Annotated in this window: 26 protein-coding genes; 8 read left to right on the top strand and 18 right to left on the bottom strand. The window is 64.8% G+C overall.

Annotation, left to right across the window (positions count from 1 at the left end; genetic code table 11):
- Positions 1–187 precede the first annotated feature (187 nt).
- Positions 188–1,519: an adenylate/guanylate cyclase domain-containing protein gene (locus V6B08_RS04950; protein ID WP_341978617.1), complete on the top strand. Its 1,332-nt coding sequence runs from the start codon at positions 188–190 to the stop codon at positions 1,517–1,519.
- Positions 1,520–1,736: 217 nt separating this feature from the next.
- On the opposite strand, the gene V6B08_RS04945 is transcribed toward V6B08_RS04950, so the two are convergent.
- From V6B08_RS04945 to V6B08_RS04920, 6 genes are all read right to left on the bottom strand, one after another.
- Positions 1,737–2,231, bottom strand: coding sequence for a universal stress protein (locus V6B08_RS04945; RefSeq protein ID WP_341978616.1), 495 nt, complete (start codon positions 2,229–2,231; stop codon positions 1,737–1,739).
- 44 nt (positions 2,232–2,275) lie between these two features.
- On the bottom strand, positions 2,276–3,205 hold the full coding sequence (locus V6B08_RS04940; protein ID WP_341978615.1) for a DUF2333 family protein: 930 nt from the start codon (positions 3,203–3,205) through the stop codon (positions 2,276–2,278).
- 73 nt (positions 3,206–3,278) lie between these two features.
- On the bottom strand, positions 3,279–4,286 hold the full coding sequence (gene trpS, locus V6B08_RS04935) for a tryptophan--tRNA ligase (RefSeq protein WP_341978614.1): 1,008 nt from the start codon (positions 4,284–4,286) through the stop codon (positions 3,279–3,281).
- An 85-nt stretch (positions 4,287–4,371) separates the two neighbouring features.
- The gene (murJ, locus tag V6B08_RS04930; protein ID WP_341978613.1) at positions 4,372–5,934 is read right to left on the bottom strand and encodes a murein biosynthesis integral membrane protein MurJ; all 1,563 of its coding nucleotides are present in this window, start codon (positions 5,932–5,934) and stop codon (positions 4,372–4,374) included.
- Positions 5,935–5,997: 63 nt separating this feature from the next.
- On the bottom strand, positions 5,998–6,786 hold the full coding sequence (locus tag V6B08_RS04925; protein ID WP_341978612.1) for a DODA-type extradiol aromatic ring-opening family dioxygenase: 789 nt from the start codon (positions 6,784–6,786) through the stop codon (positions 5,998–6,000).
- 216 nt (positions 6,787–7,002) lie between these two features.
- Positions 7,003–7,200, bottom strand: a complete 198-nt coding sequence (locus tag V6B08_RS04920) for an RSP_7527 family protein (protein WP_341978611.1) — start codon at positions 7,198–7,200, stop codon at positions 7,003–7,005.
- A gap of 102 nt (positions 7,201–7,302) precedes the next feature.
- On the opposite strand from V6B08_RS04920, the gene V6B08_RS04915 reads away from it, so the two are divergent.
- Positions 7,303–8,211, top strand: a complete 909-nt coding sequence (locus V6B08_RS04915; protein ID WP_341978610.1) for a LysR family transcriptional regulator — start codon at positions 7,303–7,305, stop codon at positions 8,209–8,211.
- On the opposite strand, the gene V6B08_RS04910 is transcribed toward V6B08_RS04915, so the two are convergent.
- Genes V6B08_RS04910 through V6B08_RS04900 form a run of 3 tightly spaced genes read right to left on the bottom strand, consistent with a single transcriptional unit; the run spans position 8,183 to position 10,001 of the window.
- The gene (locus V6B08_RS04910; RefSeq protein ID WP_341978609.1) at positions 8,183–9,220 is read right to left on the bottom strand and encodes a threonine aldolase family protein; all 1,038 of its coding nucleotides are present in this window, start codon (positions 9,218–9,220) and stop codon (positions 8,183–8,185) included. The genes V6B08_RS04915 and V6B08_RS04910 overlap by 29 nt on opposite strands.
- Before the next feature lie 11 nt (positions 9,221–9,231).
- Complete coding sequence (locus V6B08_RS04905) at positions 9,232–9,639, bottom strand: M67 family metallopeptidase (RefSeq protein ID WP_341978608.1); 408 nt, start codon at positions 9,637–9,639, stop codon at positions 9,232–9,234.
- Positions 9,636–10,001, bottom strand: a complete 366-nt coding sequence (locus V6B08_RS04900) for a hypothetical protein (RefSeq protein ID WP_341978607.1) — start codon at positions 9,999–10,001, stop codon at positions 9,636–9,638. The genes V6B08_RS04905 and V6B08_RS04900 overlap by 4 nt, the downstream gene beginning before the upstream one ends.
- 20 nt (positions 10,002–10,021) lie before the next feature.
- Between V6B08_RS04900 and V6B08_RS04895 the strand changes: the two genes are divergently transcribed.
- The gene (locus tag V6B08_RS04895) at positions 10,022–11,029 is read left to right on the top strand and encodes an RluA family pseudouridine synthase (protein ID WP_341978606.1); all 1,008 of its coding nucleotides are present in this window, start codon (positions 10,022–10,024) and stop codon (positions 11,027–11,029) included.
- A 7-nt stretch (positions 11,030–11,036) separates the two neighbouring features.
- Here the strand turns inward: V6B08_RS04895 and V6B08_RS04890 are convergent, their stop codons facing one another.
- A complete protein-coding gene (locus V6B08_RS04890; RefSeq protein WP_341978605.1) occupies positions 11,037–11,996 on the bottom strand; it encodes a dienelactone hydrolase family protein in 960 nt (319 codons plus the stop codon).
- An 86-nt stretch (positions 11,997–12,082) separates the two neighbouring features.
- Between V6B08_RS04890 and V6B08_RS04885 the strand changes: the two genes are divergently transcribed.
- The gene (locus V6B08_RS04885) at positions 12,083–12,574 is read left to right on the top strand and encodes a PAS domain-containing protein (protein ID WP_341978604.1); all 492 of its coding nucleotides are present in this window, start codon (positions 12,083–12,085) and stop codon (positions 12,572–12,574) included.
- A 137-nt stretch (positions 12,575–12,711) separates the two neighbouring features.
- Positions 12,712–13,605, top strand: a complete 894-nt coding sequence (rpoH, locus tag V6B08_RS04880) for an RNA polymerase sigma factor RpoH (RefSeq protein ID WP_341978603.1) — start codon at positions 12,712–12,714, stop codon at positions 13,603–13,605.
- Positions 13,606–13,686: 81 nt separating this feature from the next.
- On the opposite strand, the gene V6B08_RS04875 is transcribed toward rpoH, so the two are convergent.
- From V6B08_RS04875 to mutM, 5 genes are all read right to left on the bottom strand, one after another.
- Positions 13,687–14,265 carry a GAF domain-containing protein gene (locus V6B08_RS04875; RefSeq protein WP_341978602.1) on the bottom strand — a complete coding sequence of 193 codons (579 nt, stop codon included), beginning with the start codon at positions 14,263–14,265 and terminating at the stop codon, positions 13,687–13,689.
- A gap of 267 nt (positions 14,266–14,532) precedes the next feature.
- Positions 14,533–15,825: an adenylosuccinate synthase gene (locus V6B08_RS04870; protein WP_341978601.1), complete on the bottom strand. Its 1,293-nt coding sequence runs from the start codon at positions 15,823–15,825 to the stop codon at positions 14,533–14,535.
- A gap of 27 nt (positions 15,826–15,852) precedes the next feature.
- Positions 15,853–17,025: an ATP phosphoribosyltransferase regulatory subunit gene (locus V6B08_RS04865; RefSeq protein ID WP_341978600.1), complete on the bottom strand. Its 1,173-nt coding sequence runs from the start codon at positions 17,023–17,025 to the stop codon at positions 15,853–15,855.
- A 12-nt stretch (positions 17,026–17,037) separates the two neighbouring features.
- The gene (locus tag V6B08_RS04860; protein WP_341978599.1) at positions 17,038–17,814 is read right to left on the bottom strand and encodes an enoyl-CoA hydratase; all 777 of its coding nucleotides are present in this window, start codon (positions 17,812–17,814) and stop codon (positions 17,038–17,040) included.
- Positions 17,815–17,980: 166 nt separating this feature from the next.
- A complete protein-coding gene (gene mutM, locus V6B08_RS04855; RefSeq protein WP_341978598.1) occupies positions 17,981–18,805 on the bottom strand; it encodes a bifunctional DNA-formamidopyrimidine glycosylase/DNA-(apurinic or apyrimidinic site) lyase in 825 nt (274 codons plus the stop codon).
- A 48-nt stretch (positions 18,806–18,853) separates the two neighbouring features.
- Between mutM and ubiE the strand changes: the two genes are divergently transcribed.
- Together ubiE and ubiB are read left to right on the top strand one after the other, a co-directional pair.
- Complete coding sequence (gene ubiE, locus V6B08_RS04850; RefSeq protein WP_341978597.1) at positions 18,854–19,606, top strand: bifunctional demethylmenaquinone methyltransferase/2-methoxy-6-polyprenyl-1,4-benzoquinol methylase UbiE; 753 nt, start codon at positions 18,854–18,856, stop codon at positions 19,604–19,606.
- Positions 19,606–21,129: a 2-polyprenylphenol 6-hydroxylase gene (ubiB, locus tag V6B08_RS04845; RefSeq protein WP_341978596.1), complete on the top strand. Its 1,524-nt coding sequence runs from the start codon at positions 19,606–19,608 to the stop codon at positions 21,127–21,129. The genes ubiE and ubiB overlap by 1 nt, the downstream gene beginning before the upstream one ends.
- A gap of 210 nt (positions 21,130–21,339) precedes the next feature.
- On the opposite strand, the gene V6B08_RS04840 is transcribed toward ubiB, so the two are convergent.
- From V6B08_RS04840 to V6B08_RS04830, 3 genes are all read right to left on the bottom strand, one after another.
- Positions 21,340–22,581, bottom strand: coding sequence for a porin (locus tag V6B08_RS04840; RefSeq protein ID WP_341978595.1), 1,242 nt, complete (start codon positions 22,579–22,581; stop codon positions 21,340–21,342).
- Positions 22,582–22,832: 251 nt separating this feature from the next.
- Entirely contained in the window at positions 22,833–24,080 is a 1,248-nt protein-coding gene (locus tag V6B08_RS04835) for a porin (protein WP_341978594.1), read from the bottom strand.
- A gap of 339 nt (positions 24,081–24,419) precedes the next feature.
- The gene (locus tag V6B08_RS04830; protein ID WP_341978593.1) at positions 24,420–25,343 is read right to left on the bottom strand and encodes a class I SAM-dependent DNA methyltransferase; all 924 of its coding nucleotides are present in this window, start codon (positions 25,341–25,343) and stop codon (positions 24,420–24,422) included.
- Between the two features lie 238 nt (positions 25,344–25,581).
- On the opposite strand from V6B08_RS04830, the gene V6B08_RS04825 reads away from it, so the two are divergent.
- Positions 25,582–26,157 carry a DUF3576 domain-containing protein gene (locus tag V6B08_RS04825; RefSeq protein ID WP_341978592.1) on the top strand — a complete coding sequence of 192 codons (576 nt, stop codon included), beginning with the start codon at positions 25,582–25,584 and terminating at the stop codon, positions 26,155–26,157.
- The last annotated feature ends 4 nt before the right edge of the window (positions 26,158–26,161 follow it).

Below are 26,161 nucleotides of genomic sequence, written 5' to 3'. Positions count from 1 at the left end.
CCAGCGGCGACCGAAACGTCCCTGGAAATTGGTCAGCAGGTCCGCAAATATCAAGCAGAGAATCGTCGTAGGTTGGGCCGAGGCGAAACATTCTTTCTCTCACGACCCCAATTTAAGAAAGATTAAAAGCGCATGTGGATAGTTTTTGGGATAACCCCCGGCAGCCGGGCCATCGCCGGAGGCCAGAATGGGTGAAGCATTGCCTGTCGAACGGCTCCCGACCTGGCCCGATTCGCGCATTGAACTGACCCCGGCGGCACGCTGGCTGGTCGATCATGGCGGCGAGAGCATGCCGATGGAGCAGCTCTTCGCCGGCTTCTGCGAGCGGCTGGCCGAGGAAGGCATCCCGCTGCTGCGCGTCATCGCCGCCCTGCCCTCGATGCACCCCCAGGTGCTGTCCCGCGCCTTCTTCTGGCGCCGTGGCCAGCCGGTGGAGGTCTACAGCGTCGGCCATGACGTTACGGAAAGTGACGAATACCTCAATTCCCCGGTCTGGGCGATCCACCAGGGCGCCGCCGCCATCCGCCGCCGCCTCGACCTGCCCAACGCGCCGATGGATTTCGGCATCCTGCCGGAGCTGAAGGAGCAGGGCGCCACCGATTACCTGGCGCTGCCGATGCGCTTCACCCAGGGGCCGGGCTTCGGCACCATGCAGAACGACACCCGCCAGCGCAATGTCAGCTTCTGCAGCTTCACCACCGACCGCCCCGGCGGCTTCACGCCCGGCGAGCTCAGCTACATCATGGAACTGATGCCGCTGGTCTCGCTCAGGCTCGAGATCGAGGCCGGCCGGCGCATGACCCGCGACCTGCTGACCACCTATCTCGGCCGCGCCCCGGCCAAGCGGGTACTGAAGGGCAATTTCCACCGTGGCCGGGGCTTTGAGGTGGAAGCGGCGATCTGGCTCTCCGACCTGCGCGGCTTCACGGCGCTCTCAGACCGGGTCGGGAACCAGGAAATGATCGCCACGCTGGACGATTATTTCGAGGCCATGGCCCGCCCGGTGCAGGAAAACGAGGGCGAGGTGCTGAAATTCATCGGCGACGGCCTGCTTGCCATCTTCCGCGTCGATCCAGAACTGGCCAAGCCCGGCGAAGACCCGCGCGAAGCGGCCTGCCGCCGGGCATTGCAGGCCGCCTGCGGCGCCTTCGGCCAGCTCGACGCGCTGAACCTCAAGCGCGCCGAGGCCGGGCAGTCGGCCCTGCGCGCCGGCATCGGGCTGCATCTCGGCAAGGTGGTGTTCGGCAATATCGGCGCCACCGACCGGCTCGACTTCACCGTGATCGGCCGCGCCGTGAATGAAGTGGCGCGCGTCGAAACCTCGACCAAGATTCTCAGCCGCCCGATCGTCACCTCGGCCACCTTCGCCCAGGCGCTGCCCAATGCCGGCCTGGAATCGCTCGGCTTCCATGTGCTGCGCGGCGTCAAGCGGCCGCAGGAACTGCATGGCGTGCCGGCGGACAAGCTGATTTGCGGTCAAACGACGGCGACATCAGAGCAAAAGCCGGAAGAGAAATAATAAGCCACGTCATGCGCCCATGGCCGGGCAGTTATACAAACGCCGTCATCCTCGGGCTTGACCCGAGGATCTCAGGCCGATCTGAAAGAGATGCCCGGGTCACTGTAAACGCGCGAACGCTAAAAGCGTTCGTGGGCGCACAGGCCCGAAGGGCCCGGGCGCGCATGACGAGATTGATGTTTGTCATGCCGACTTTCGCGGGGATGACAAAGAACAGCTACGTAATCCGGTCGATCTGTTCGTCGGTGAGGTTGCCAGGCACGATGGTGATCGGGAAGCTCAAGTTGCCGGCCATCTGGCCGGCGAGCGCCGTCACCAGCGGGCCAGGCTCGTTGCCGGGAGCTGCGGCCAGCACCAGCATCCGGATGGCAGGATCCTCCTCCACCAGCCGGAGCAGTTGATCCGTGGTGCTGCCCTCGCGGATCGAGACTTCGGGCAACAGGCCGGATTCCAGATTCACCTGCTCGGCCAGTTTGCGCAGCAGGCTTTCCGCCGCCTCGTAGGCTTCCTGGCGCATGATCTCGGCGACACCGGCCCATTGATTGAAGTCCACCGGCTCGATCACGCGCAGCAGCACCACGCCGCTCTGCACATTGCGGGCGCGACGCGTGGCATAGCGCAACGCCACGCGGGCTTCCGGCGTGTCATCGACCACGACAAGGAATTTCTGCCGCCGCGTCTGCGGCGCATTGCTCGCGGGTATTTCGCTCATAGGCTTAAGCTTGGCATTGCCGGCGGGCGTTAAGCAAGCCCTGCTTACTTCAACAGAATATTGGAAATCTCGCGGATCTGCGCCCGGGCGCGCAGGATATGGAAACCCATCGAGGCCAGATGGTTGGGCAGCAGCAGGCCATCGGTCCTGCCGTTGATCACCACCAGCGGCTTCAACACGGCAGCGGCGGCGAAGGATTCCATCATCTGGTCCCAGGTGCCGCCCAGCTCCTTGTCGCGCACGATATTGGCATAATCCTTTTTCAGCTCGCGCAGTATCAGGTAATAGGCATAAGCCTGCCCCTTCACCGAATAGAACAGGTCGTCGGACTCGCCATCGATCCACATGTTGGAGCCATCGATGATACGGCGGTCGAGCGCCGCCGAGGACGAGCCGAGATCGGTGGCGATACGGTCCATGGTCGAGAGCAGGTTGTCGGCGCGGCGCTCGAAGATGGCCTTGCCCTGGCTGAGGCGGCTGTTGTAGCTGCGCAGGGCGTCACGTGCCTTGAGGTACTGGCTTTCCGATTTCGCGGTCGGCAGCAGCGAAGTGGAGAAATCGAAAATCCACTTGGTGCCGGAATATTGCAGCAGGCCAGCGGCTTCCTGCAGGTCGCTGTCGGTCTGGCTGGAGCCGCGCGCGCGGCCGAGCTGGTCGACCAGTTCAAAGCCGAAGCGGCCGAGGGCGTGTATGATGCCAAGCTGGAAATTCGGCATGTTGTCGAGCATAGAGCCGGGCTGGAAGAACGGGTCGTTGGCGACCCAGCCATTCTGCTCCACCTCGCGCTCGACCAGGGCGGCGGCAATCGCCACGGCACGGCTGCCGCCTGGCGGCAGGAAAGACTCCGGCGCCTCGTATTCAAGCCGGTCGTCGATCTTGTGCGTCAGCAGCATGCCGACCGGGTAATACAGGCCGAACACCGCCACCGCGGCGATGAAGCCGCCGATGATCCATTGCCGGGGGGTGATCTGCATGTCGGAACGTCCTAGCGCCAGATGGTGAGTCCACTTATGTGGGGGGGCCGCCTCCTTATGTGGGGACCCGAAGTTACGGGCGCAAGAACCCTACCACATCGTAGACTTCCTGGATCACCGGGGCGGACATTTCCCGCGCCCGCTCGCCACCCTGGCGCAGGATGCCATCGACATAGCCCAGATCGGCCATCAGGCGGCGCATCTCCGCCGTGATCGGGCCCAGGTGATCCACCGCTACCTCGGTCAACGCCCGCTTGAAATCGGCGAAACCCTTGCCCGCGAATTCGGCGATGGCGTCGTCCAGGCCGACGCCCTTCAGCGCTGCATAGATGCCGAGCAGGTTATCGGCCTCGGGCCGGTCCTTCAGTTCCTCGGCGCTGCTCGGCAGCGGCAGCGGATCGGTCTTGGCGCGCTTGATCTTGTCGGCGATGGCTTCCGCCGTATCGGTGAGGTTGATGCGCGACTGATCGGACGCATCCGACTTCGACATTTTCTTACTGCCGTCGCGCAGGCTCATGACGCGGGTGGCGGTGCCGAAAATCTGCGGCTCGGTGAGCGGGAAGACTTCGCGGCTGTAATCGTGGTTGAACTTCTGCGCGATGTCGCGTGCCAGTTCGAGATGCTGCTTCTGGTCCTCGCCGACCGGCACATGCGTCGCCTTGTAGGCCAGGATGTCGGCGGCCATCAGCGCCGGATAGGCAAACAGGCCGAGCGAGACATTCTCGCGGTCCTTGCCCGCCTTCTCCTTGAACTGGGTCATGCGACTCATCCAGCCCATGCGCGCGACGCAGTTGAACACCCAGGCCAGGGTGGCGTGGTCCGGGTTCTGGCTCTGATTGAACAGCACGTTCTTTTCCGGGTCGATGCCCGACGCGATCATGGCGCAGGCCAGTTCGCGGGTGGAGCGGACCAGCTCGGCCGGGTCCTGCCACACGGTGATGGCATGCATGTCGACCATGCAGAAGATGCACTCGAATTCATTCTGCAGCTTCACCCAGTTGCGTACCGCGCCGAGATAGTTGCCGAGATGCAGGTTGCCGGTGGGCTGGATGCCGGAAAAGATGCGCCGTTGGAAGGCCATGGTGATCCCTGGTGATGCGGCGCCGGTGGAACAGCGCCTGGATGGGGGAAAAGACGCCGGGTTATCGCCGCTTAAATGGCCGGCGTCAATCCTGGCTCTGTATGACCTTGCGCCGCGCCAGGCTGCGCCATTCGGCCGGCCGCGTGGCGCCGAGCGCCAGGGCGGCGCCGAGGTAAACGCAGAAGCCGCCCGTCACCAGCAGGCCAAGCGCCGCGATGCGCCAGGCTTCGCCCCAGCCATACCAAGGGGAGAGCCCACGGTTGAGCCCCCAGAGCGCCAGGCCCATGGCCAACGCTGCTACCAGGATGCGCCAGGCCCGGCTTTTAAGCCGCGCATCGGCGTGCCAATGGCCGCGCCGCAGCAGCAGCCAGCCGAGCAAGCCGGTGTTGAGCCAGGCGGCCAGCGCGGTGGCCAGCGCCAGTCCGACATGGCCGAGCACGGGCATCAGCGCCACCGAGACGGCGAGGTTGAAAATGATGATGGCAACGGCGATGCGCACCGGTGTGGCGGTATCCTGCCGCGCATGGAAACCCGGCGTCAGCGTGCGGCTGAGGATATAGGCCGGCAGGCCGATGGCGTAGGCGAACAAGGCTTCCGCCGTGGCGCGGGCCGTGACGGCATCGAAGGCACCGCGTTCGAATAGCACGGAGATGATCGGATAGGGCACCACCAGCAGCGCCACCATCGCCGGCAAAGCCAGCAGCAGCGCGAATTCCTGCGCCCGGTTCTGCTGCGACATCGCCTCAGCCTGCTCGCCGCGCGCAATATGGCGCGAGAGCAGCGGCAGCAAGGCGGTGGAGATCGCCACGCCGACGACGCCGACGGTGAGCTGGTTGAGGCGGTCGGCATAGAACAGGTACGACACCGCGCCAGCCGGCAGCAGCGAGGCTAGGATCACGCCGATGACCAGATTGACTTGGGTGGCGCCAGCGCCGATAGCCGCCGGCAGCACCAGGCGGAACAGCCGCAAGGTCAAGCCTGAACGGCGCGGCCAGCGCAGCCGGAGCGAAAAGCCGGCACGGCCGGACCAGAAGGCAAGCCAGAGGAACTGCACCAGACCGGCGGCCAGCGTGCCCCAGGCCAGCGCCGAGCCGGCCGAGCCGAGCAACGGCGTGAACAGCGGCAAGGCCAGCAGCATGGTGAGGTTGAGCAGGATCGGTGTCGCCGCAAAAGCCGCGAAACGGCCGAGGCCATTCAGCACCGCGCCATAAAGCGCGGCGATGCTGATAAACAGCAGGTAGGGAAAGGTGATCCGGGTGTATTCCACCGCCAGCGCGAAACGCTGCGGCTCGTCCTGGAAGCCTGGCGCCAGGCCCAGCATCACCAGCGGCATGAATATCTGCGCGGCAAGCGTGAACAGCAGCAACGCCACCAGCAGCCAGGCCAGTGCGCTTTCAGCGAAGGCTTTCGCCGCCTCCTTGCCACCCTTGTTCAGCGTCTCGCTGTAGAGCGGCAGGAAACCGGCGGTGAAGGCGCCCTCGGCGAACAGCGAGCGGAAGAAATTCGGCAGCCGCAGGGCGACGAAGAAGGCATCGGCCTGGATGCCGGCGCCAAGATAGCGCGCGATCATCAGGTCGCGGGCAAAGCCGAAGACCCGGCTCACCATGGTGAGGCCGCCGACCGTGGCAATGGCGCGGTAAAGGCTCATGCCACGCTTATGGCAGAGGCGGCGAAACGGCGAAAGAGTCTAGCTGCCGCGCTGGCCGTCCACTTAAGCGAAGCGGTAGCTGTCCATCGAGAGCGAGCCGAACTCCATCGAGCGGTGCAAAGCCTCGGCCGGCAGGCCCGGGGTGGCGGCGCCAAGCGCCACGAAGAGCGGCAGGAAATGCTCGTCGGTCGGGTGGTTCCGGCGCGCTTCCGGCGCCTTGGCGCGATAGGCCACCATGTCCTCGTCGCGCCGCTCGGTCAGCGCCGCATTGACCCAGTCGGCGAAGGCGCTGGCCCAGGGCAACACCGGCGCCTGCGGGCCACGGCGGTCGAGTTCCCGCAGGTTATGGGTCAGCGAGCCGGATGCCAGCACCAGCACGCCCTGCTCGCGCAGCGGCCGCAGCGCCTGGCCGAGCGCGTAATGATGCGCCGGGTCGTGGTGCGGCTGCACGGATAATTGCAGCACCGGGATATTGGCCTCGGGGAAACCGAGCAGCAGCGGTGTCCAGGCGCCATGGTCGAGGCCCTGGCGCGGATCGGTGGAGGCCTTGAAGCCGGCGGCGTTCAACAGATCGGCGATGTCAGCGGCCAGGGTCGGATCGCCGGGAGCGGGATAGCGCAATTCATAAAGCGGCTGCGGGAAGCCGTAGAAATCGTGGATGGTTTCGGGCCGCGCGGCGGCCCCCAGCATCGGCTGGTCGGTCTCCCAATGGGCCGAAACCGCCAGAATGGCGCGGATGCCCGCCGCCGGCACCAGATCATGCAAAGTCTTCATGAAATGATGCGCCGGCGTGCCGCTCAGCACCGTGGTGGGGGCGCCGTGGCTGATGAACAGGGTGGGCAGGGAGGACATTGCGGGGGCTCGCGCAGAAGGAATCTGCCATTCAGCTAGCGCGACGGCGAAAAACCGGCAAGCCACCGCCCGAGTAACCTGGCCACCAGCGAGTAACCGGTCTCAAAAAGCGATATTCGCTTTATGTTTCAGATGAAACAGGGGCCATGCCCAGCCTGACGGGCTCTAGAACCGGTCAGGCTGGGTCGGGGAAAACGGCCCGGGGAGGCCTAAAACTTACTCGGCAACCAGGATCTTGGCGCTGCGGAAGCCGAGAGTCGGATTCGCCACGTCCTGGGTACGGGCGAACAGCCGGCGCGCAAAACCGGTGAAGAACTGGCCGATGGCCGCATGGACATCGCGGATCGCCTCGGCGCGGAGCTGATGCGCGCGGGCACGGTAGAAACCATAGGTATCAAGCGTCATCCGGGGCATTTGAGCCTCCTGTCTGGGGTTGGCAGGAGAAAATCTACTGCATTGCAGCAATTTCAATAATACCGCATATTTTCATCAATTGATGACATACAGGACATAATCATGGACAAGCTGGCGGAAATGACCTGTTTCCTGCGCGTGGTGGACAATGCCGGCTTCGCCGCCGCTGCCGCCAGCCTGGGGCTGACCCCGTCCGGTGTCTCGAAGCAGATTGCCCGGCTGGAGGACCGGCTGGGGGCACGCCTGCTGCAGCGGACGACACGGCGCGTCAGCCTCACCACCGAGGGCCGCGCCTATTATGAACAGGCGCGCGAAATCCTGGCCGATATCGAGACCATGGAGGCCAATGTGGGCGGCGCCGAGCGGGTGGCGCGCGGGTTGCTGCGGGTCAATGTGGCGCATGGCTTCGGCATGGCGCAGATCGTGCCGCTGATCCCGGCCTTCTGCGAACGGCATCCGCAGATCGAAGTGCAGTTGAATTTCGCCGACCGTATCGTCGACCTGATGGCGGAGGGCGATGATGTCGGTATCCGCCTGGGCCGCGTGCGCGACGAGGGCCTGATCGCACGGCGCCTGGGCGAGCATACGCGCATGATCTGCGCCGCGCCGGCCTATCTCGCACGCCACGGCACGCCGATGACGCCGGCCGAACTCGAAGGCCATCGCGCCGTGCTCAGCACCAACGTGCCGCTGATCAATGCGTGGCCGTTGCGCCAGCCCGATGGCAGCGTGCAGATGGTGACGCTGCCGGGCGTGGTATCATCCGATAGCGGCGACGCCTTGTTCCGCATGGTTCTGGCCGGCATGGGCATAGCCTATACCGCCGACTTCCTGATCCATGAGGCGATCCGCGATGGCCACCTGGTGCCGCTGCTGCAGGATTATACCGCGCCGCAGATCTGGCCGATCCATGCCGTCTATCCGGCGCGCAAGCATCTGGCGGCGAAGGTGCGGGCCTTCGTCGATTTCCTCGCCGAGCGTTTCAGCCCGCCGCCCTGGAAGCTGACCTGAGCAAAGCAGCGATATCGGCCTCGGTCTTGTCGAAGGCACAGACGAAGCGATAGACCGCGCCATTGCCATCATCGCTCCAGGGATGGAACAGCGCACCATCGGCGGCCATGCCGGCGCGAATCTTCTCAGGCAGCAAGGCAAACACTTCGTTGGCCTGCACCGGATAGGCTATGCGCACACCGGGAATCGTGGCAAAGCCATCGGCAAGCTGGCGTGCGCGGGCATTGGCATTGCGCGCCAGGCGCAGCCACAGATCATTTTCCAGCATCGCCGCGAGCTGCGCCGAGAGGAAACGCATCTTGGAAAACAGGTGGCCGGCGCGCTTGCGCCGGAACAGGAAGCTTTCCGCCAGCTCCGGCTTGAAGAACACCACCGCCTCTGCTGCCAGCGCACCGTTTTTAGTGGCGCCGAAGCTCAGCACATCGACGCCGGCCTTCCAGGTTAGATCGGCGGCGGAGGCATTACCCGCCACCACCGCATTGGCGAAGCGCGCACCATCCATATGCACATGCAGGCCGCCGTCATGGGCAATCATGGCCAGGGCAGTGATTTCAGCCGGCGAATAGATCGTGCCGGCTTCCGTCGCTTGCGTCAGGCTCAGCGCACTCGGCTGCGGGTTATGCTGCGAACCGCGCCAGCCGAGGCTGAGCGCGCGCGCCAGCACTTCCGGCGTCAGCTTGCCATCGCTACCTGCCAGGCCGAGCATCTTGGCGCCGCCGGTGAAGGCTTCCGGCGCGTTGCATTCATCCACCTGGATATGGCTTTCCTCATGGCAGTAGATCGCACCATGTGACGGGCAGATCGCCGCCAGCGCCAGGGCATTCGCCGCCGTGCCGGTGGCGACCGGAAAGACGCGGCAGTCGGTACCGAACAGACTGGAGAAGCGGCGATCAAGATCGCGGCTGATCTCATCGGCACCATAGCTGGCCGCATTGCCTTCATTGGCCTTCTGGAGTGCGGCAAAAATCTCCGGCGCGGCGCCGGCAATATTGTCGGAACGGAAATCCATCGCGGTGGGCCTCAAGTGATCTTCAGCGGGAGCGGCGCGAAGCCGCCGGATTGAAAGGCGAAAGCCGCCGGCGGCAATGCCTTGCCTGCCGTGACGGAGGAAATCAGCCAGACCAGATCCGGTTCATAGGCTGCGGCCGCATCGGTGGCGGAAGGTTCGGCGCGGCCATCGGGATGGCTGTGCCAATGGCCGAGAAGCGCTTCCGGACCCGCCGCTTCGCGCAAGGCGCGGCGCAGGCGGATCTGGGTGGCCGGATCGATCTCGAAATGGCGCCGCGGATCCGGCGCCACATTCTCCGCCGGCACGATGCGGGTGATCGCTTCGCCCTCGCCCACCAGCAACGCGCAGGCTTCATGAGGATAGGCGGCTTCCGCCAGCGCCAGCAACTGATCCGCCAGCGCGCGCGGCAGGGTGATCACTTTTCCACCTGGATGGTGAGCTGGCCGATCGGGGCCAGGGTCTGGCCATGCAGCGCGAACAGACGCTCAGTGCCATCGGCCAGGCGCACGCGGACGATGATGCGCTCGCCGCTGGCGAATACATCCGCCACGCGGCTGTTGCGTGGCAGGTTCAGCACCTGCTCGGCCATGACGGCGGAAGGCAGGGCTGTGGAAGGCAGCGCGGACGCAGACGCGGCTTTCGCCGCCTCGGCACGGCGCTGCGGCACGCCGGTGATCAGGCCGACGATCAGCGCCATGATCAGCGCCACGAACACCACGCTCAAACCGATGACGAGCGGCTTCAGCCAGCGTAGTCTCGGGTCCGTGTCCTGGTCCGCCATGATGATAAGCCCGCACCCCAATGCCTGAGTATTCCGAAACCGGCGTTGCTGAAACTGGCGCACCGCCGGTGCCTGAGGATCGCGCCGGCGTCAGGCTCGACCGCTATCTCGCCGAAGCGCTGGATTTCTCCCGCTCGCGGCTCAAGGCGCTGATCGAGGAAGGCCATGTGCGGCTCGGCGGCGAGACCATAACCGACCCCTCGCGCAAGATCAAACCGGGCGAAATCTATGCCGTCGCGCCGCCAGCAGCGGCAGCGGCGGAACCGCAGGCGCAGGAATTGCCGCTGGATGTGGTTTATGAGGACGCGCATCTCATCGTGGTGAACAAGCCCGCCGGGCTGGTGGTGCATCCCGCCCCCGGCAACCCGGACCACACCCTGGTGAACGCGTTGCTGCATCATTGCGGCGACAGCCTGGCCGGCATCGGCGGCGTGAAACGGCCCGGCATCGTGCACCGCATCGACAAGGAGACCTCAGGCCTGCTGGTGGCGGCCAAGACCGAAGTGGCGCATCACGGCCTCGCCGAGTTGTTCGCGGGCCACGATATCGAGCGCGAATACCAGGCCATCGTCTGGGGCCTGCCCAATCCACTGCGCGGCACCATCACCGGCGCCATCGGCCGCGACCCGCGCGACCGCAAGCGCATGGCGGTACGCGGCGACAATGACAGCAACAAGGGAAAATCGGCCATCACGCATTATGCCGTCGAGCGGCAATTGCTCGACGGCCAGGGCCATGCCTTCGCCGCCCTGGTGCGCTGCCAGCTTGAAACCGGCCGCACGCATCAGATCCGCGTGCACTTGACTGCCAAGGGCCATGCACTGATCGGCGATCCGGTCTATGGCCGCATGCGGTCGCTGAAGCCCCTGAAGCTGCGCGCCGAGGCGGAAGCGGCTTTGCGCGGTTTCCGCCGCCAGGCATTGCATGCCACCATACTCGGCTTTCGCCATCCGGTGGGCGGCGAGGTACTGCATTTCGAGGCGCCGCTGCCCGAGGATTTCGCCGCGTTGCTGGCAGCCCTCAGTTAAGCTGGCCTCAGTTCAGTTTAAACGTCTCGCGCATTGCCTGCTTCAGCGCGCCAAGCGATGCCGCCTTGGTCGCCGCATCAGGGCCGCCGCTGACGCCGCGCGTGCGGCACACCGCCAGCGCCTTGGGCGCATCGGCATTGGGCCGGCCATCGGGCCCGGCGGTGCGGATGCCGCTGAGCTGTTCCACCCAGCCCAAATCCGCCTGCTGCACGAAAAAGCATTTGCTCCAGTTCTCGCCGTTGGGCTGCGACCAGGCTGCGCCGGTGCCATCCCAGCCATGCTGCGCATTGGGATAGATCACCATGTCGAGCCTGGCGCCGCCGGCTTTCAGGCTGTCGGCGACGATGCGGCAGCTTTCGGTGCCGACATAGGTATCGGCGGCGCCGAGCAGCATCAGGATCGGCGCCCCGGTGGTGCGGGTATCGCGGTAATGGGTTTCGCAGGCGGGATAGAACGGCACATGCAGCGCGAAGCGCGGGCCATTGGGCGCGTAGCGGTCGGCAATCGCCTGCAAGGCGGCACGCAAGGCCACGGCGCCGCCCTTGGAAAAACCGGCGATGCCGATGCGCGTCGGATCAATGCGCGGATGCGCTGCCGCCGCCTTCAGCGCGCCGAAGGCATCGGCCAGCATGTCGTTGGTGCTGACCGTGCCCTGATCGGCCATGGTGGATTTGACGCCGCGCGGGGTGAAGGAATCCGGGATGATCGAGGCCACGCCCATGGCGGTGAATTCCCGCGCATAGGCGTATTCGCGCGTATCGGTGACGCCGCCGCTGCCATGATGCAGCAGCATCGCCGGCAGCTTGGCATCAACAGCCCCCGGCGGCAGGAACAACTCGGCCGTGACCGTGACCGGCCCGTTGCGCGAGGGCGACTGGAAGCTCAGCACCTCGCGCTGCGGCTGGGCCTGCGCGAAAGGCGGGAGCAATATGACAAATATGAAACCTGTAACCAGTAGCCGCAGCATCTTAGCCCCCTCCCCTGCATTACATGCAACCCAGCCTAGCGTAAAATAATGCGACGCCACATCCCTCATTGGGCTAGGGTTCCGGCATGAGCGTGACTGCCGAAGCCCTGGGCCTGGTCAACCCCGACTTGTGCCGCCTGCTGGCCTATTGGTGCGAGCGGCGCGGCGAGCGGGCGATGCCGCAGCGCGTCGATCTCGACCCGCTGGATTTCCGCTATATGCTCGGCTCCATCGTGCTGGTGGATGTGGAAAGCGACCCTGGCGGCGACGGCCATCGCTTCCGCTTCCGGCTGGTTGGCGTGCATGTGGTGGAACATGCCGGGCGCGATCTGACAGGGCGTTACCTGGAGGATTACCCGGGCCAGGAATTCGCTGAGCAGCTCAAGGCGAGCTATGCCGCCCTGGTTCAGGGAGCGGTGCCGCGCCGGGTGCAGCGGCGGGAATTCTATGACGGCCGATTCTACGACATGGAGGGATTGCTGCTGCCGCTGGGGGCTGGCGGGATTGTGACCATGATCATGGTCGCGATTGCCTTCGGCCCCTGGGAGATTGATAGGTATTTGCCGGAAATCCGGTAAATACTCCATTTACAATGTTTCCAGTTGCGGCCCCATTTCCGCCGCAATCGGCCCGTCAGATATTGAACATGAGCGATCCAGATACCACATCTTCGCTAACGTCCGGGGCGAACCCGGCCGGGGGAGTTGATAGCACCATGTCTCGTAGTCTGACTGTACCTTCCATTTCCGCCGATGGCGGCCTGTCCCGTTACCTTTCCGAAATCCGGCGTTTCCCAATGCTGGAACAGGAAGAGGAGTTCATGCTCGCCAAGTCCTGGAAAGAGCGTGGCGACGTGGAAGCCGCCCATAAGCTGGTGACCAGCCATCTGCGCCTGGTGGCGAAGATCGCCATGGGCTATCGCGGCTATGGCCTCCCCTTAGGCGAACTGATCGCCGAGGGCAATATCGGCATGATGCAGGCGGTGAAGCGCTACGATCCCGACCGCGGCTTCCGCCTCTCCACCTATGCCATGTGGTGGATCCGCGCCTCGATGCAGGAATACATCCTGCGTTCCTGGTCGCTGGTGAAGATCGGCACCACCGCCGCCCAGAAGAAGCTGTTCTTCAACCTGCGCCGCATGCGTGGCCAGCTCAAGGCCATTGATGGCGGCCAGCTCACGCCTGAGCAGGTGGAAACCATCGCCAAGCAGCTCGACGTGGCGCGCGAGGATGTGATCGCCATGGATCGCCGCCTGGCGGCCCCGGATAGCAGCCTCAACGCGCCGCTGCGCGGCGATGAGGAGGGCGATGCCCAGTGGCAGGACTGGCTGGTGGATGAAACCCCGAGCCAGGAAACCCGCCTGGCCGAGGGCCAGGAAAGCGGCCTGCGCCACAAGCTGCTGATCGACGCCATGGGCAGCCTGAACGAGCGCGAGCGCGACATCCTGGTCCAGCGCCGCCTGGTGGACGAGCCGGCGACGCTGGAAGACCTTTCGGCGCGCTACAACATCAGCCGCGAGCGCGTGCGTCAGATCGAGGTGCGCGCCTTCGAGAAGGTGCAGAAAGCGGTGCGCGAAGCCGCCATCCGCGATGGCATCACCGCGCTGTAAGCCGCCGCCCGCAAAAGCACTCATAAGCAAATGGCCCGCCGTCAGGCGGGCCATTGTCGTTTCAGGCGGTGCCAGAAAGGATCAGTGAAGCCACTGGCGCTCTTCCTCGCGGCGCTGGAAAAGGTCGACCTCGTCGAATTCCTCGGCCTTGGGCATCAGCGGCGGTGCGCTGCCGAAATCGCGGATCGCACCCGAGAGTGCCTGCGCCAGCTTGCGCAGCACATAGATATCGCGTTCGCGCCAATTGCCCGACTGATCCAGGCGTTCGCAGCAGAACATTGCAGTCGGCTGGTTGCGGCTATCGACCAGCAGCAGATCGAGACGGTCCTGCAATCCGCCGGCCTGCTGCCCATCCGGATCGAGTGCCGGCTGATTGAGCTGCGGCGCGTCCTCGGTATTGATCGCGGCACTCACACCGCCGGACGCCGCTTTGATATAGACCTCGGCTTCGTCGCGCGGTACCACCTTGCCCTGGCTGAAACTGCCATCGCGGCCATCAAGCTGGCGCTGGCAGATCATCGCGCCGTCTTCGTCGAACAACCAGATGCCGACGCGGGTCGCCTTGGCGACTTCCACGGCATCGAGACAGATGGCTTCACAGATGCCGTCGATATCGTCGAAACGGGTCTGATCGGACTGGGCTTGCTGGGTGCGGAGCATTGCTACAACTTCCTTCGAAAGGCGGTGTTGTTGCGGCACAATTTAAGCCCATTAGTCGGAAACAGAAATTAGCTTCTGATTATAGAGAGTTATTTTCAGCTAACGCCGGCAATTGCCGCGCGTATGACACGCGCAGCGTTCTGCATCGAATAGCAATGCGACGGAATATGCGCGAGAAACGCCGTATTCGGATTTCTACCGCGCCCGAATGGCGTAGTTCCTGCGCCCGAATCCAGCCGCCCAACCGCGGCTTAATTCTCGCAGCACTTAGTTCTCGAAGGGATCCTTCATCAGGATGGTGTCGTCGCGCTCCGGACTGGTGGACAGCAGCGCCACCGGCGCGCCGATCAGTTCCTCGATGCGGCGCACATACTTCACCGCTTCACCGGGCAACTGCGTCCACGACCGCGCGCCGCGCGTCGAATCCTGCCAGCCTTCCATGGTCTCGTAAACCGGCTTCGCCGCCGCCTGATCGGCCATGCTGGAGGGGAAGTAATCGAGCGTCTTGCCGTTCAGCTCATAGCCGACGCAGAGCTTCACTTCTTTCAGGCCGTCGAGCACATCGAGCTTGGTCAGCGCGATGCCATGGATGCCGTTCAGCTTCACGGTCTGGCGCACCAGCACGGCATCGAACCAGCCGCAGCGGCGCTTGCGTCCGGTTACGACGCCAAATTCATGGCCCTTCTCGCCCAGCCATTGCCCGATCTCGTCGGTGAGTTCGCTCGGGAACGGGCCTTCGCCGACGCGCGTGGTATAGGCCTTCACGATGCCGAGCACATAATTCAGCGCGCCCGGCCCGAGGCCGGAACCCGCCGAGGCCTGGCCGGCCAGCGTGTTCGACGAGGTGACGAAGGGATAGGTGCCGTGATCGACATCGAGCAGCGAGCCTTGCGCGCCTTCGAACAGGATGCGCTTGCCAGCGCGGCGCATCTCGTCAAGTTCCGCCCAGGCCGGCACGGCATAGGCCAGCACGGCAGGCGCGATCTCGGCAAGCTGGCGCATCAGTTCGGCGCGGTCCACCAGCGGCGCACCCATGCCCTTGCGCAGCGCATTGTGGTGCGCCAGCAGACCATCCACCTTGCGCTCCAGCGCGACGCCATCGGCGAGGTCGCAGACGCGGATGGCGCGGCGACCAATCTTGTCTTCATAGGCCGGGCCGATGCCGCGCCGCGTGGTGCCGATCTTCACGCCCTCGGCGGCATCTTCCCGCAGACCGTCGAGTTCGCGGTGCAGCGGCAGGATCAGCGTGGCATTGTCGGCGAGCTTCAGCGTTGCCGGGCTGACCGCGACGCCCTGGCCGCGCAGCTTCTCGATTTCAGCGAGCAAGGCCCAGGGATCCACCACTACGCCACTGCCGATCACCGACAGCTTGCCCGGCCGCACGATGCCGGACGGCAGCAGCGACAGCTTGTAGGTGACGCCATCGATCACCAGGGTGTGGCCGGCATTATGGCCGCCCTGGAAACGCACCACCGCATCGGCGCGAAGCGACAGCCAGTCGACGATCTTGCCCTTACCCTCGTCGCCCCACTGGGCACCGACCACCACCACGTTGCTCATCGCGCGATTCCTTAGGCTTGAAACTTTTTAAACAGCGCGGACGGTCTTGCCGTCCCACCAATGACTGCAATTGGCCGACTTCGCCGCCTTGGCGCCGTTGTCGCCTTCCGGTTCCAGCGCCGCCCAGGTGCTGTGGCCTTCAGCGCGGAGCCGCGCCGAGACGGCATGCGCCGTGCCATGCGGCAGATACACCATCTGCTTCGGCGGCATCGGCGGCAGGCCGCGCATCACGCTGTCGAGATACAGCGTGAAGCCGGTGGCGGTTTCGCCGCCCGGCGTGACATAGCGGCCGCCACGGCCGAGTTCGCCGCGCACATTGCGCGCGAACAGCGTGTAGCTGATGCCGCTGTGATACTCAAAACCGCGGAATTCGCCGGGATCCAGCGTCAGCAGCAGGTCCGGCGCAGCGCCTGAGACTTCCGCCACCAGTTTATCGAGATCGGCGACAATGGCAGCCGCCGCTTCCGGCAGCTTCATGGCTTTCAGGCCCTTGATCGCCGCATCGGCGGGGCCGGCCAGCGGCAGCAGCTTCAGCAGATCGGGAGCCGCAGCACCGCCAACAGCCTTGAGTTCCGCTGCGTCCTTGCGGTCCAGCGCCCGGCGCGCGGCCTTGGCCTTGCGCTCATCGAGGCCATGGGCGGCGGTGATCGCCGGCGCCAGCAAGGGCTGGGTGATATCGAGCGAGAGATTCTTCACGCCGAGCTTCGCCACCGCTTCCGCCGCCAGCAAGGCGGTTTCCACATCGGCGGCGAGCGAGGCGGCGCCGATCAGCTCGAAACCGGCCTGGGCGAATTGCCGCTCGGGCCTGAGTTGCGAACCGCGCACGCGCAAAACCTGGCCGGCATAGGCAAGGCGCAGCGGGCGCGGCGCCAGCTTGAGGCGGCTGCCGGCAATGCGCGCCACCTGCATCGTGATATCGTTGCGCAGGCCCATCATGCGCTGCGACACCGGATCCATGACGCGGAACATCTGCCCGGCGAGATCCTGGCCGGAGCCGGCCAGCAGGGTTTCCTCGAACTCGATCAGCGGCGGCTTGACGCGGGCATAGCCGCGCGCGGCGAAACTGGCGAGCAGGCTTTCGGAGGCGAAGGCTTCCCAATCGGCGCGCGGCGGCAGCACGTCGCGCAGACCCGCCGGCAGCAAGGCTACCGACGCATCCGTCTCCGCCGCTTCCACGCTCTTGCGCGCCTTGGGTGCCATCGTCCTGCGTCCTTAGCGGTTCTTGAAGGCCGGCTTGCGCTTCTCGGCGAAAGCGGCCATGCCTTCCTTCTGGTCCTCGAAAGCGAAGGTCGAGTGGAACACGCGACGCTCGAAGCGCACGCCTTCGGTGAGCGTGGTCTCGTAGGCGCGGTTCACCGCTTCCTTGGCGATCATCACCACCGGACGCGAGAGTTCGGCAATACGGTTGGCGGCCTTGAAGGCTTCCTCGAGCAGTTGCTCCTTCGGCACCACGCGGCTGACCAGGCCGGAACGCTCTGCTTCCGCCGCATCCATCATGCGGCCGGTAAGGCACATTTCCATCGCCTTCGACTTGCCGACGAAACGGGTGAGGCGCTGGGTGCCGCCGGCACCCGGAATGGTGCCGAGGTTGATTTCCGGCTGGCCGAACTTGGCGTTATCGGCAGCGAGGATGAAATCGCACATCATTGCCAGTTCGCAACCGCCGCCGAGCGCGAAGCCCGACACCGCCGCGATCACCGGCTTGCGGCAGCGCGTCACGCGCTCCCAGCCGGCGGTGATGAAGTCCTCGGCATAGACGTCGGTATAGGTCTTGGACTTCATTTCCTTGATATCGGCACCGGCGGCGAAGGCCTTCTCGGAACCGGTGATGATCATGCAACCGATATTGGCATCGGCCTCGAAGGCATCCAGCGCCTGGGTCATTTCGGCCATGAGCTGGGCACAAAGCGCATTCAGCGCCTGCGGGCGGTTCAGCGTGATCAGGCCGACTTGGCCGCGCGTTTCCACCAGGATCATTTCATAGCTCATGCCGCTTCCCTTGGTTTTTTATGTGCGTCAGCGCAGCCTGCCACGAGGCTGGGCGGGGCAGCCCCGAATGGGGGCGCAAATGCCGGTCTGGCCGGGTCCGAACATGGGCCGGACCATGCCACCTCAGGGCGGATTTGGAAAGGGGCGGCCCCGGTGCGCCGGGGGGCTATTTCTGGCAGTTGCCGCAGAAAAATGTCGAGCGGCCAGACTGCACGATGCGGCGCACCGGGCGCTTGCAGGTCTGGCAGGGCTGGTCCTCGCGGTCATAGACCCGGAAGCGGGTCTGGAAATAGCCAAGTTCCCCATCCGTTTGCACGTAATCGCGCAAAGACGACCCGCCGGCCTCCACCGCCTCCAGCAGCACCGCCTTGATCGCCGGCACCAGGCGGTCGAGCCGCTTGGGCGCCACCGAGCCGGCCAGCCTTTCCGGGTGTATCCCGGCGCGGTAGAGCGCCTCCGAGACGTAAATATTGCCCAGGCCCGCCACCACCCGCTGATCCAGCAGGGCGGCCTTCATCGGCGTGCGCTTGCCCTTGAGGGCCGCCGCCAGCACGGCCGGCGTGAAGGCATCGTCCAGCGGTTCCGGGCCGATATTGCTCAGCAGCTTGTGGCTGGGGAGGTCGCGGGCCTCGATCAAGTCCATCATGCCGAAGCGGCGGGCGTCGTTAAACGTCACCGCCCAGCCGGTCTCGGTGGCGAAGATCACATGGTCATGCGGGCCGATATCGTTGGGCCAGCCCTGGCGCATCACCATGCGGCCCGACATGCCGAGATGGATCAGCCAGGTGAGCCCGCCTTCCAGTTGCACCAGGATGTATTTGGCGCGACGTTCCAGCGCCAGCACGGCGCGGCCCTGGATGCGGCGGGCAAAATCCTTCGGCAGCGGAAACCGCAGGTCGGGCCGCCGCGCCTCGATGCGTTCGATGCGGTGCCCGGCCAGTTTCATGGCCAGGCCACGGCGGGTGGTTTCCACTTCGGGCAGTTCAGGCATCGCCCGCTGTCTATACCGCGCCGGCCCTGTTTCGGCTATGGTCCGCCCATGGTTCACGACCCTGGTAACGAGACCCATTTCGGCTTCACCCAGGTGCCCGAGGCGGAGAAAGTCCGCCTGGTGCGCCAGGTGTTCGAGAGCGTGGCGCCGCGCTACGACCTGATGAACGACCTGATGTCGGCAGGCGTGCATCGGCTGTGGAAAAACGCCATGGTCGACTGGCTTGATCCGCGCGGGCGGATCACCGTGCTGGACATGGCCGGCGGCACCGGCGATATCGCCTTCCGCATCCATGACCGCGCGCCAGAAGCCACTATCCTGGTGGCCGATATCAATGCCGCGATGCTGGACCAGGGCCGCAGCCGCGCCATCGACCAGACAAGGCTGGACCGCCTGACCTGGACCTGCATGAATGCCGAGGTGCTGCCGCTGCCCGACCGCAGCGTCGATGCCTATACCATCGCCTTCGGCATCCGCAACGTCACTCATATCGACCAGGCCCTGCGTGAAGCCTACCGCGTGCTGAAGCCGGGCGGGCGCTTCCTCTGCCTGGAATTCTCCGCCGTGCGCAACCCGGCGCTGGCCAAGGCCTATGACGTCTATTCCTTCCATCTGCTGCCGAAGATCGGCCAACTGGTGGCTAGGGACGCTGATTCCTATCGTTACCTGGTGGAAAGCATCCGCCGCTTTCCCGACCAGGAAACTTTCGCGGCGATGATCCGCGAAGCCGGCTTCGGCAATGTGAAATACCGCGACCTTTCCGGCGGCATCGCCGCGATGCATTCGGGTTGGCGCCTCTGATGCTGCCGAATGCTGGTCACTTGAGCCGCCTGTTTGAGATCGGCCGCATCCTGGCACGCCATGATGCGCTGTTCCCGGCACAGCAGGCACCGCTGCCCGGTGGCATCAAGCTCGCCGCCTCGCTGTTCCAATCCCTGTTCGGCAGGCGCCGGCCAGAGCTGCGCGAGGGCGAGCGGCTGGCCGCCGCCATGGCGGAACTCGGCCCCAGCTTCATCAAGCTCGGCCAGGTCTTGAGCGTGCGACCCGATATCGTCGGCGCAGCCATGGCGGAGGATCTCGGCCGGCTGCGCGACAAGCTGCCCCCCTTCCCGTGGAGCGACGCCAAAGCAGCAATCGAGAGCGAACTTGGCGCCCCGCTGGAGCAGCTTTATATCGGCTTCGAGCCGGAGCCGGTGGCGGCGGCCAGCGTGGCGCAGGTACATTTCGCCGAAACGCCGGAAGGCGCGAAAGTTGCCGTGAAGGTGCTGCGGCCACAGGTGGAAGCGGCTTTCGCACGCGACTTGGCGCTGTTTGCCTGGCTCGCTGGCCTGGCCGAGGACTGCGTCGACGGCTTGCAAAGGCTGCGGCCGCGCGCGGTGATCGAGACCGTGGCGCAGCAGGTGGCGATCGAACTCGATCTGCGGCTGGAAGCGGCCGCCGCGTCCGAGATCGCCGACAATTTCCGTGACGATCCGGACCTGCATGTGCCGCGCCCGGACTGGAACCGCACCGCGCGCCGCGTGCTGACTCTGGAACGCATCGATGGCATCCCGATCGAGGACCGCGCCGCGCTGATCGCCGCCGGCCATGACCTGCCGAAGCTGGCCGAGCGCGTGATCCAGAGTTTCCTGCGCCAGGCGTTGCGCGACGGCTATTTCCACGCCGACATGCATCACGGCAATCTGTTCGTCGCCGCCGACGGCAAATTGCAGCTAGTGGATTTCGGCATCATGGGCCGCATCGACATAGGCACGCGGCGCTTCATGGCCGAGATGCTGGGCGCCTTCCTGGCCGGCAATTGGCGCCGCGCGGCGGAAGTGCATATCGAGGCCGGCTATGTGCCACTCGATCCCGACTCGGGCCGCACGGTCGAAGCTTTCGCCCAGGCCTGCCGCTCCATTGGCGAGCCGATCCTCGGCAAGCCGGTGGCGGAAATCTCCATTGGCCGGCTGCTGGCGCAACTTTTCCAGATCACCGAGACCTTCGGCATGCGCACGCAGCCGCATCTGCTGCTGCTGCAAAAGACCATGGTGACGGTGGAGGGCGTGGCGCGCAGCCTGGACAGGGAAGTGAATTTCTGGGAAGCCTCGCGCCCCGTGGTGGCCGACTGGGCCAGCCAGAATATGGGCCCGGAGGCGCAGATCCGCGATGGCATCGCGGAAGGCGTGGCGACCTTGCGGCGCTTGCCGAAATTGCTGCGCGATATCGAGATACTGGCGGCCCAGAGTGAGGCACAGCCGGCGCCGCAAGTGAAACCGGACCGCAAACTGCATTGGCTGCTCGGCATCATTGCCGCGCTGCTGGCGGCGCATCTGCTGTTCTGAAATCGCGTTGATGGCCGCCTCGGCCCACACGGCATGAGATGCCCGGCTCAAGGCCGGGCATGACGAGCAATATACTAAGTCGTCATCGCCGGGCTTGACCCGGCGATCTCAGGCCAGACAGGCTGTGACTTTTTGCTTTGCGTCATCCGTCTCAACAACAAAAAAAGGGCGGGGAAGCCCCGCCCTTTTCCGTTCAGCCGATACGCTGGCTTAGAAAGTCAGGTTGACGCCGAGCACGCCGAAATTGGCCTTCGACTGGTTGGCCGCAACGCCATTGCCATCCTTGAACTCGTAGGTGCCGGCACCGCCATAGAGCTTGATGCCGGTGGCCAGCATGTAGCTGACGCCGAGCTGGTAGATGTCGGCCTTGTCATCAGCGAAGCCGGTTTCCTTGCCGACCGCATGCCAGTAATCGCCGCCGACACCGATGGAGCCGGGCTGGCTGCCATTGGTGGTGTAGAGGAAGCCGAGGATCCAGGCGCGACGATCGAGCGTGGCAGTGACTTCTTCCGACTTATAGCCGCCACCGGCGCCGATGGTGGAACCGCCACCGAGCGCGTAGGTGAGCTGGCCACCGGCCTGCCAGCCATCCTTGCGCGACTGGCCCGCGGTGCCGACATTGGTCTGGGTGTTGAGACCGACGCTTTCGATGCGGGTATTCACATAGCCGGCCGAGAGCGCGACGCTGAAATCACCAAACGACTCGATGTAGTTCGCCGCAACATTGAAGTGATTGCGGACCGAGCCATTCACCGTGTTGCCGAAACCGGCATCGCAGTTGGTGATGTTACCGGCAGCGGCAAACTGGCCGCCGGCATTGTTATAGTCCTGGCAGCCATCGGGCACATAGGAGAAGCCGAGCTGCAGGCCCTTGCCCGCCTTGGAACCGAAATAGCGGTTCGACGAGGTGTAGAAGTTCACGCCCTCGGTGTCGTTGCCGTGGTTGGAGAACCACATCTGCGTCGGGCCGGCGCGGTTATTCGTCGGCACCACGAAAGGCGCATTTTCCGAAGTGGCGGTGGAAATGTTATCCTGGCCCGGCAGCGTGGTGTTGGGCGAGAAATACTGCATCTTCGCCGCGACGCGGTCGGTGGAACCGATCTCGATCTTGCCGAGATCGTTTTCGAACCAGAGATAGGATTCGTCGATCTGGTCGCCATCGGTGGCGGCTTCGAGTTCGACACGGCCGCCGACACGCAGGCCATTATCCAGCACAGCACGCAGGTTGAACCAGATTTCCGCATTCGGGCCGCCGAAGGTCGCCGCCGACTTGTCGGTCTGGGCCGAGCCGGTCTGCTTGTCGCGGTCCTGCAGCTTGAAGGTGCGGGTCATGTAACCGCCGACGGAGACGCCGAGCGGTTCGGTCTTCACCTGCGCGAAGGCGGTATCGGCCAGCACGACGCCAGCGGCGGCGACCAGCGCGGTTTGCAGCAAAAGAGCTTTCTTGATCATGCAGTCTAGTCCCTTCCAAAGATGCCCGGGGATATTCGGGGGAGGCATCACGCAACAACTGGATAGGGCGGCAGAATAGTCAAACCAATGTGATCAGCAGACAGGCAACCATTGCCCAGGACGTAACCACCATCACACCGGGGCCGGAGTTGATCAACACAAATAATCCGGCTGAGATCGGAAGCGTTGGGCAAAAAAAGAAAGGGGCAGGTTTCCCTGCCCCTTTCCGCTAACCAATCCTTGCGGATGGATTAGAACACCAGGTTCACACCGAGCAGACCGAAGTTCGCCTTCGACTCGTTGGCAGCAGCGCCATTGCCGTCGGTGTACTTGTAGGTGCCGGCGCCGCCGTAGAGCTTGATGCCGGTGGCGAGCTGGTAGCTCACGCCCACCTGGAACACCTTACCCTTGTCATCGCCCTGCTTGACGTTGGCAGCGGTTTCTTCACCCTTCGCCCACCAGTAATCGGCGCCCACACCGATCGAGCCCGGCGCAGCGCCGTTCGACAGGTAGTACACGCCAACGACATAGGCCTTGCGGTCGATGGCGTTGCCAGCGTCGTTGCGCGACACTTCTTCGTCCTTCAGACCGCCACCAACGGTGATGGTCGAACCGCCGCCGAGGTTGTAACCAACCTGGGCGCCAGCCTGCCAGCCGGTCACGCGCTTCGGAACGGCGTTCGCAGCGGTGGCAGCACCCGGCTCAGCGCGGTTGCTGATGTAGCCACCGTACAGAGCGACGTTGAAGTCACCGAACGACTCGAGGTAGTTACCAGCGAAGGTGTGCTGGTTGCGAGTGGTGCCGTTGTTGGTGTTGCCGAAGCCAGCATCGCAGTTGGTGATGGTGGCGGCGGCGGCGAACTGGCCACCAGCGTTGTTGTAATCCTGGCAACCATCCGGGGTGTACGAATAGCCGAGCTGCAGGCCCTTGCCAGCCTTCGAACCGAAGTAGCGGTTCGAGGAGGTGTAGAAGTTGATGCCTTCAGCGTCGTTCGACGCGTTGGCAAACCACATCGTCACACCGCCAGCGCGGTTGTTCGCCGGGGTCACGAAGACGGCGTTTTCAGACACCTGGCCGGTGTTCTGGCCCGACAGGGTGGCGTTCGGCGAGAAGTACTGCATCTTCGAAGCGACGCGGTCGGTCGAGCCGAGCTCGATACGGCCGAGGTCATTTTCGAACCACACGTACGATTCGTCGATCTGGTCGCCGTCAGTGGCACCTTCCAGCTCAACGCGGCCGCCGATGCGGAGGCCGTTGTCCAGCACAGCGCGCAGGCTGAACCAGATTTCCGCGTCCGGGCCGCCGAAGGTGGCAGCGGACTTGTCGGTCTGGGCCGAACCGGTCACCTTGTCGCGGTCCTGCACCTTGAAGGTACGGGTCATGTAGCCGCCAACGGTCACGCCGAGCGGCTCAGCCTTCACCTGCGCAAACGAAGCGTCAGCCAGCATCACGCCAGCAGCGGCCACGAGCGCGGTTTGCAGAAGCAGAGTCTTCTTCATTCCTCTTTCCTCTCCCACCGGGGTCATAAAGGTTTCAGAGCTAGTAACTAGCAGAGAACAATCAGCCCGGCTGGGCTAACTGATCGTCCGAGATGAAGCCATTTCGCCCCCCACCCTGTCAACAAAAGTGGCAATCAACGCCACCTTTTTGCCATGGGTGTTGCAGAAGGGCCACATTCAATCAAATAAATATCGGATTTCCGGTAAATATAAGGGGCGATTCACTACCGGCCACAAGCAGGAGAGGTCCGTCTAGCGTGACAAAAATGGCGCAGTTTGCCGCGAATCGTCCACAATTGACCGGACGAAAGCCCCGAGAGGATCGGGAATCCAATGGAATCAGGCGCCAAGGACCAGGCGATAGGCCCTGCCTGGCTCCTCACGGCCCTGTTCCACCCGCAGCGGCGCCTCCAGCGTATCGGCGATGGTGAAACCATGTGCAGTGGCAAGGCCGGCAATGTATGCATCGCTCTGGCGGTAGCGGCCGGTCGGCATCAGCCGCACCGGTTCCTCGGGCTCGCCGCGCTCAATGGTAGCGAGTATTTCCCCGCCGGGGGACAAGACCCGCGCGGCATGCGCGAAAAACCGCTCCAGACGCCCGATATAGATGAAAACATCGGTCGAGAGCATGGCGTCGTAGACCCGTGCCGGCACCTGCTCCAGAAACGCATGGATTTCAACCTCGGCGAGCCGGTCATAAGCCGGGCGGCCGTTGAAAAGGCGGCGCGCTGCCTGTTGCAGCATGGCCGGCGCCAGGTCGATGCCATCGAGGCCGCGCGCATAGGGCCGGAACAGCGGGCCGTTCAACCCGGTGCCGCAGCCGAGATCGAGGATGGCTCGGCTGGCATCGGGCTGCCAGGCCCGCTTGGCGAGTGCCTGAATCATCCACGGCCCACGGTATTTCAGCGCCGCCAGATGGCGGTCGAAACTGCCGGCATGACCATCAAAAACCCAGCGCAGATAGTCATCCGGCGCGCGTTCCGTGGTGGTACCGGACAGCGAGTCGACCAGATGCGCGATGGCGCCGGATTGCGGCGCCAGCTCACGCGCCAGACGCAGGTGATGCAGGGCGAGGTCGCGCTCACCGCGCTCCATATGGCATTGTCCGAGGCCGAGCTGCGCCCCGGCATGGCGGCCATCGGTTTCCGCCAGCACGGCCCGGTACAGCGCCATCGCCGCCTCGGCCTGGCCATCGGTCTGCAACCGCCAGGCCTCGGCCATGCGGGCGTCGATGCCGCCTGGATCTGGAACTTTCTCGCTCATTGACGGCGGTTGTGGCCCAGCCGGACCGCTGCCGCAAGCCCCTGGTCCGTGAGTCCGCCGCCGAAACCGCAAGGCGGACCCAGGCTGGACCGGAATCGGCCTGATTTTGCCCTCGCGGCGATTGGCGCCAGTGCAGGCTGTATGATAGTGAAATGGGCTCCGATGACGCCCCCTGGCGTTGCGAGCCGGGCATTCTGGACCTGGCAGTACCGGGGCGCCCCGCGGGAGGATTGTGTTCATGACGTGGTTTCGCCAGTTTTCTTTGTTCAAGCAATCCGGTAGCCGCCGGGCGATGGCGCTCGCCCTGGCGCTGGGCCTGACGCTCGGCCTTGGTGCCTGCGGCGGCAGCGGCGATTACCTGCCGTATCCGGACAAAGGCCCGGACGGCACCGTGAATCCGAACCCGAGCGGCGAACGCCAGACGATCTTCGGTTCCGGCGGTCTGTTCTCGCCCGGCAGCAAGAAACCCGAGGAAGGCGGCGGCGGCGGCATCGGCGTCAACAGCTTCCTGTGGCGCGCCTCGCTCGACACCATCTCCTTCATGCCGCTGGCCTCGGCCGATCCGTTCGGCGGCGTGATCATCACCGACTGGTATGCCGCGCCGCAGACGCCGAACGAGCGTTTCAAGGTGACGATCTACATTCTCGACCGCGCGCTGCGCGCCGATGGCATCCGCGTCAGCGTGTTCCGCCAGGTGCGCCAGGGCGAGGGCTGGGCCGACCAGGCCACCGCGTCGGAAACCAATGTGAGCATGGAGAACGCCATTCTGCAGCGCGCCCGCGAGCTGCGGGTGGAGGCCGAGGCCCGGCGCTGATTCT

This window comes from Ferrovibrio sp. MS7 (genome assembly GCF_038404985.1).
Lineage (GTDB): Bacteria > Pseudomonadota > Alphaproteobacteria > Ferrovibrionales > Ferrovibrionaceae > Ferrovibrio > Ferrovibrio plantarum.
This window is presented reverse-complemented; position numbering and strand designations above follow the sequence as displayed.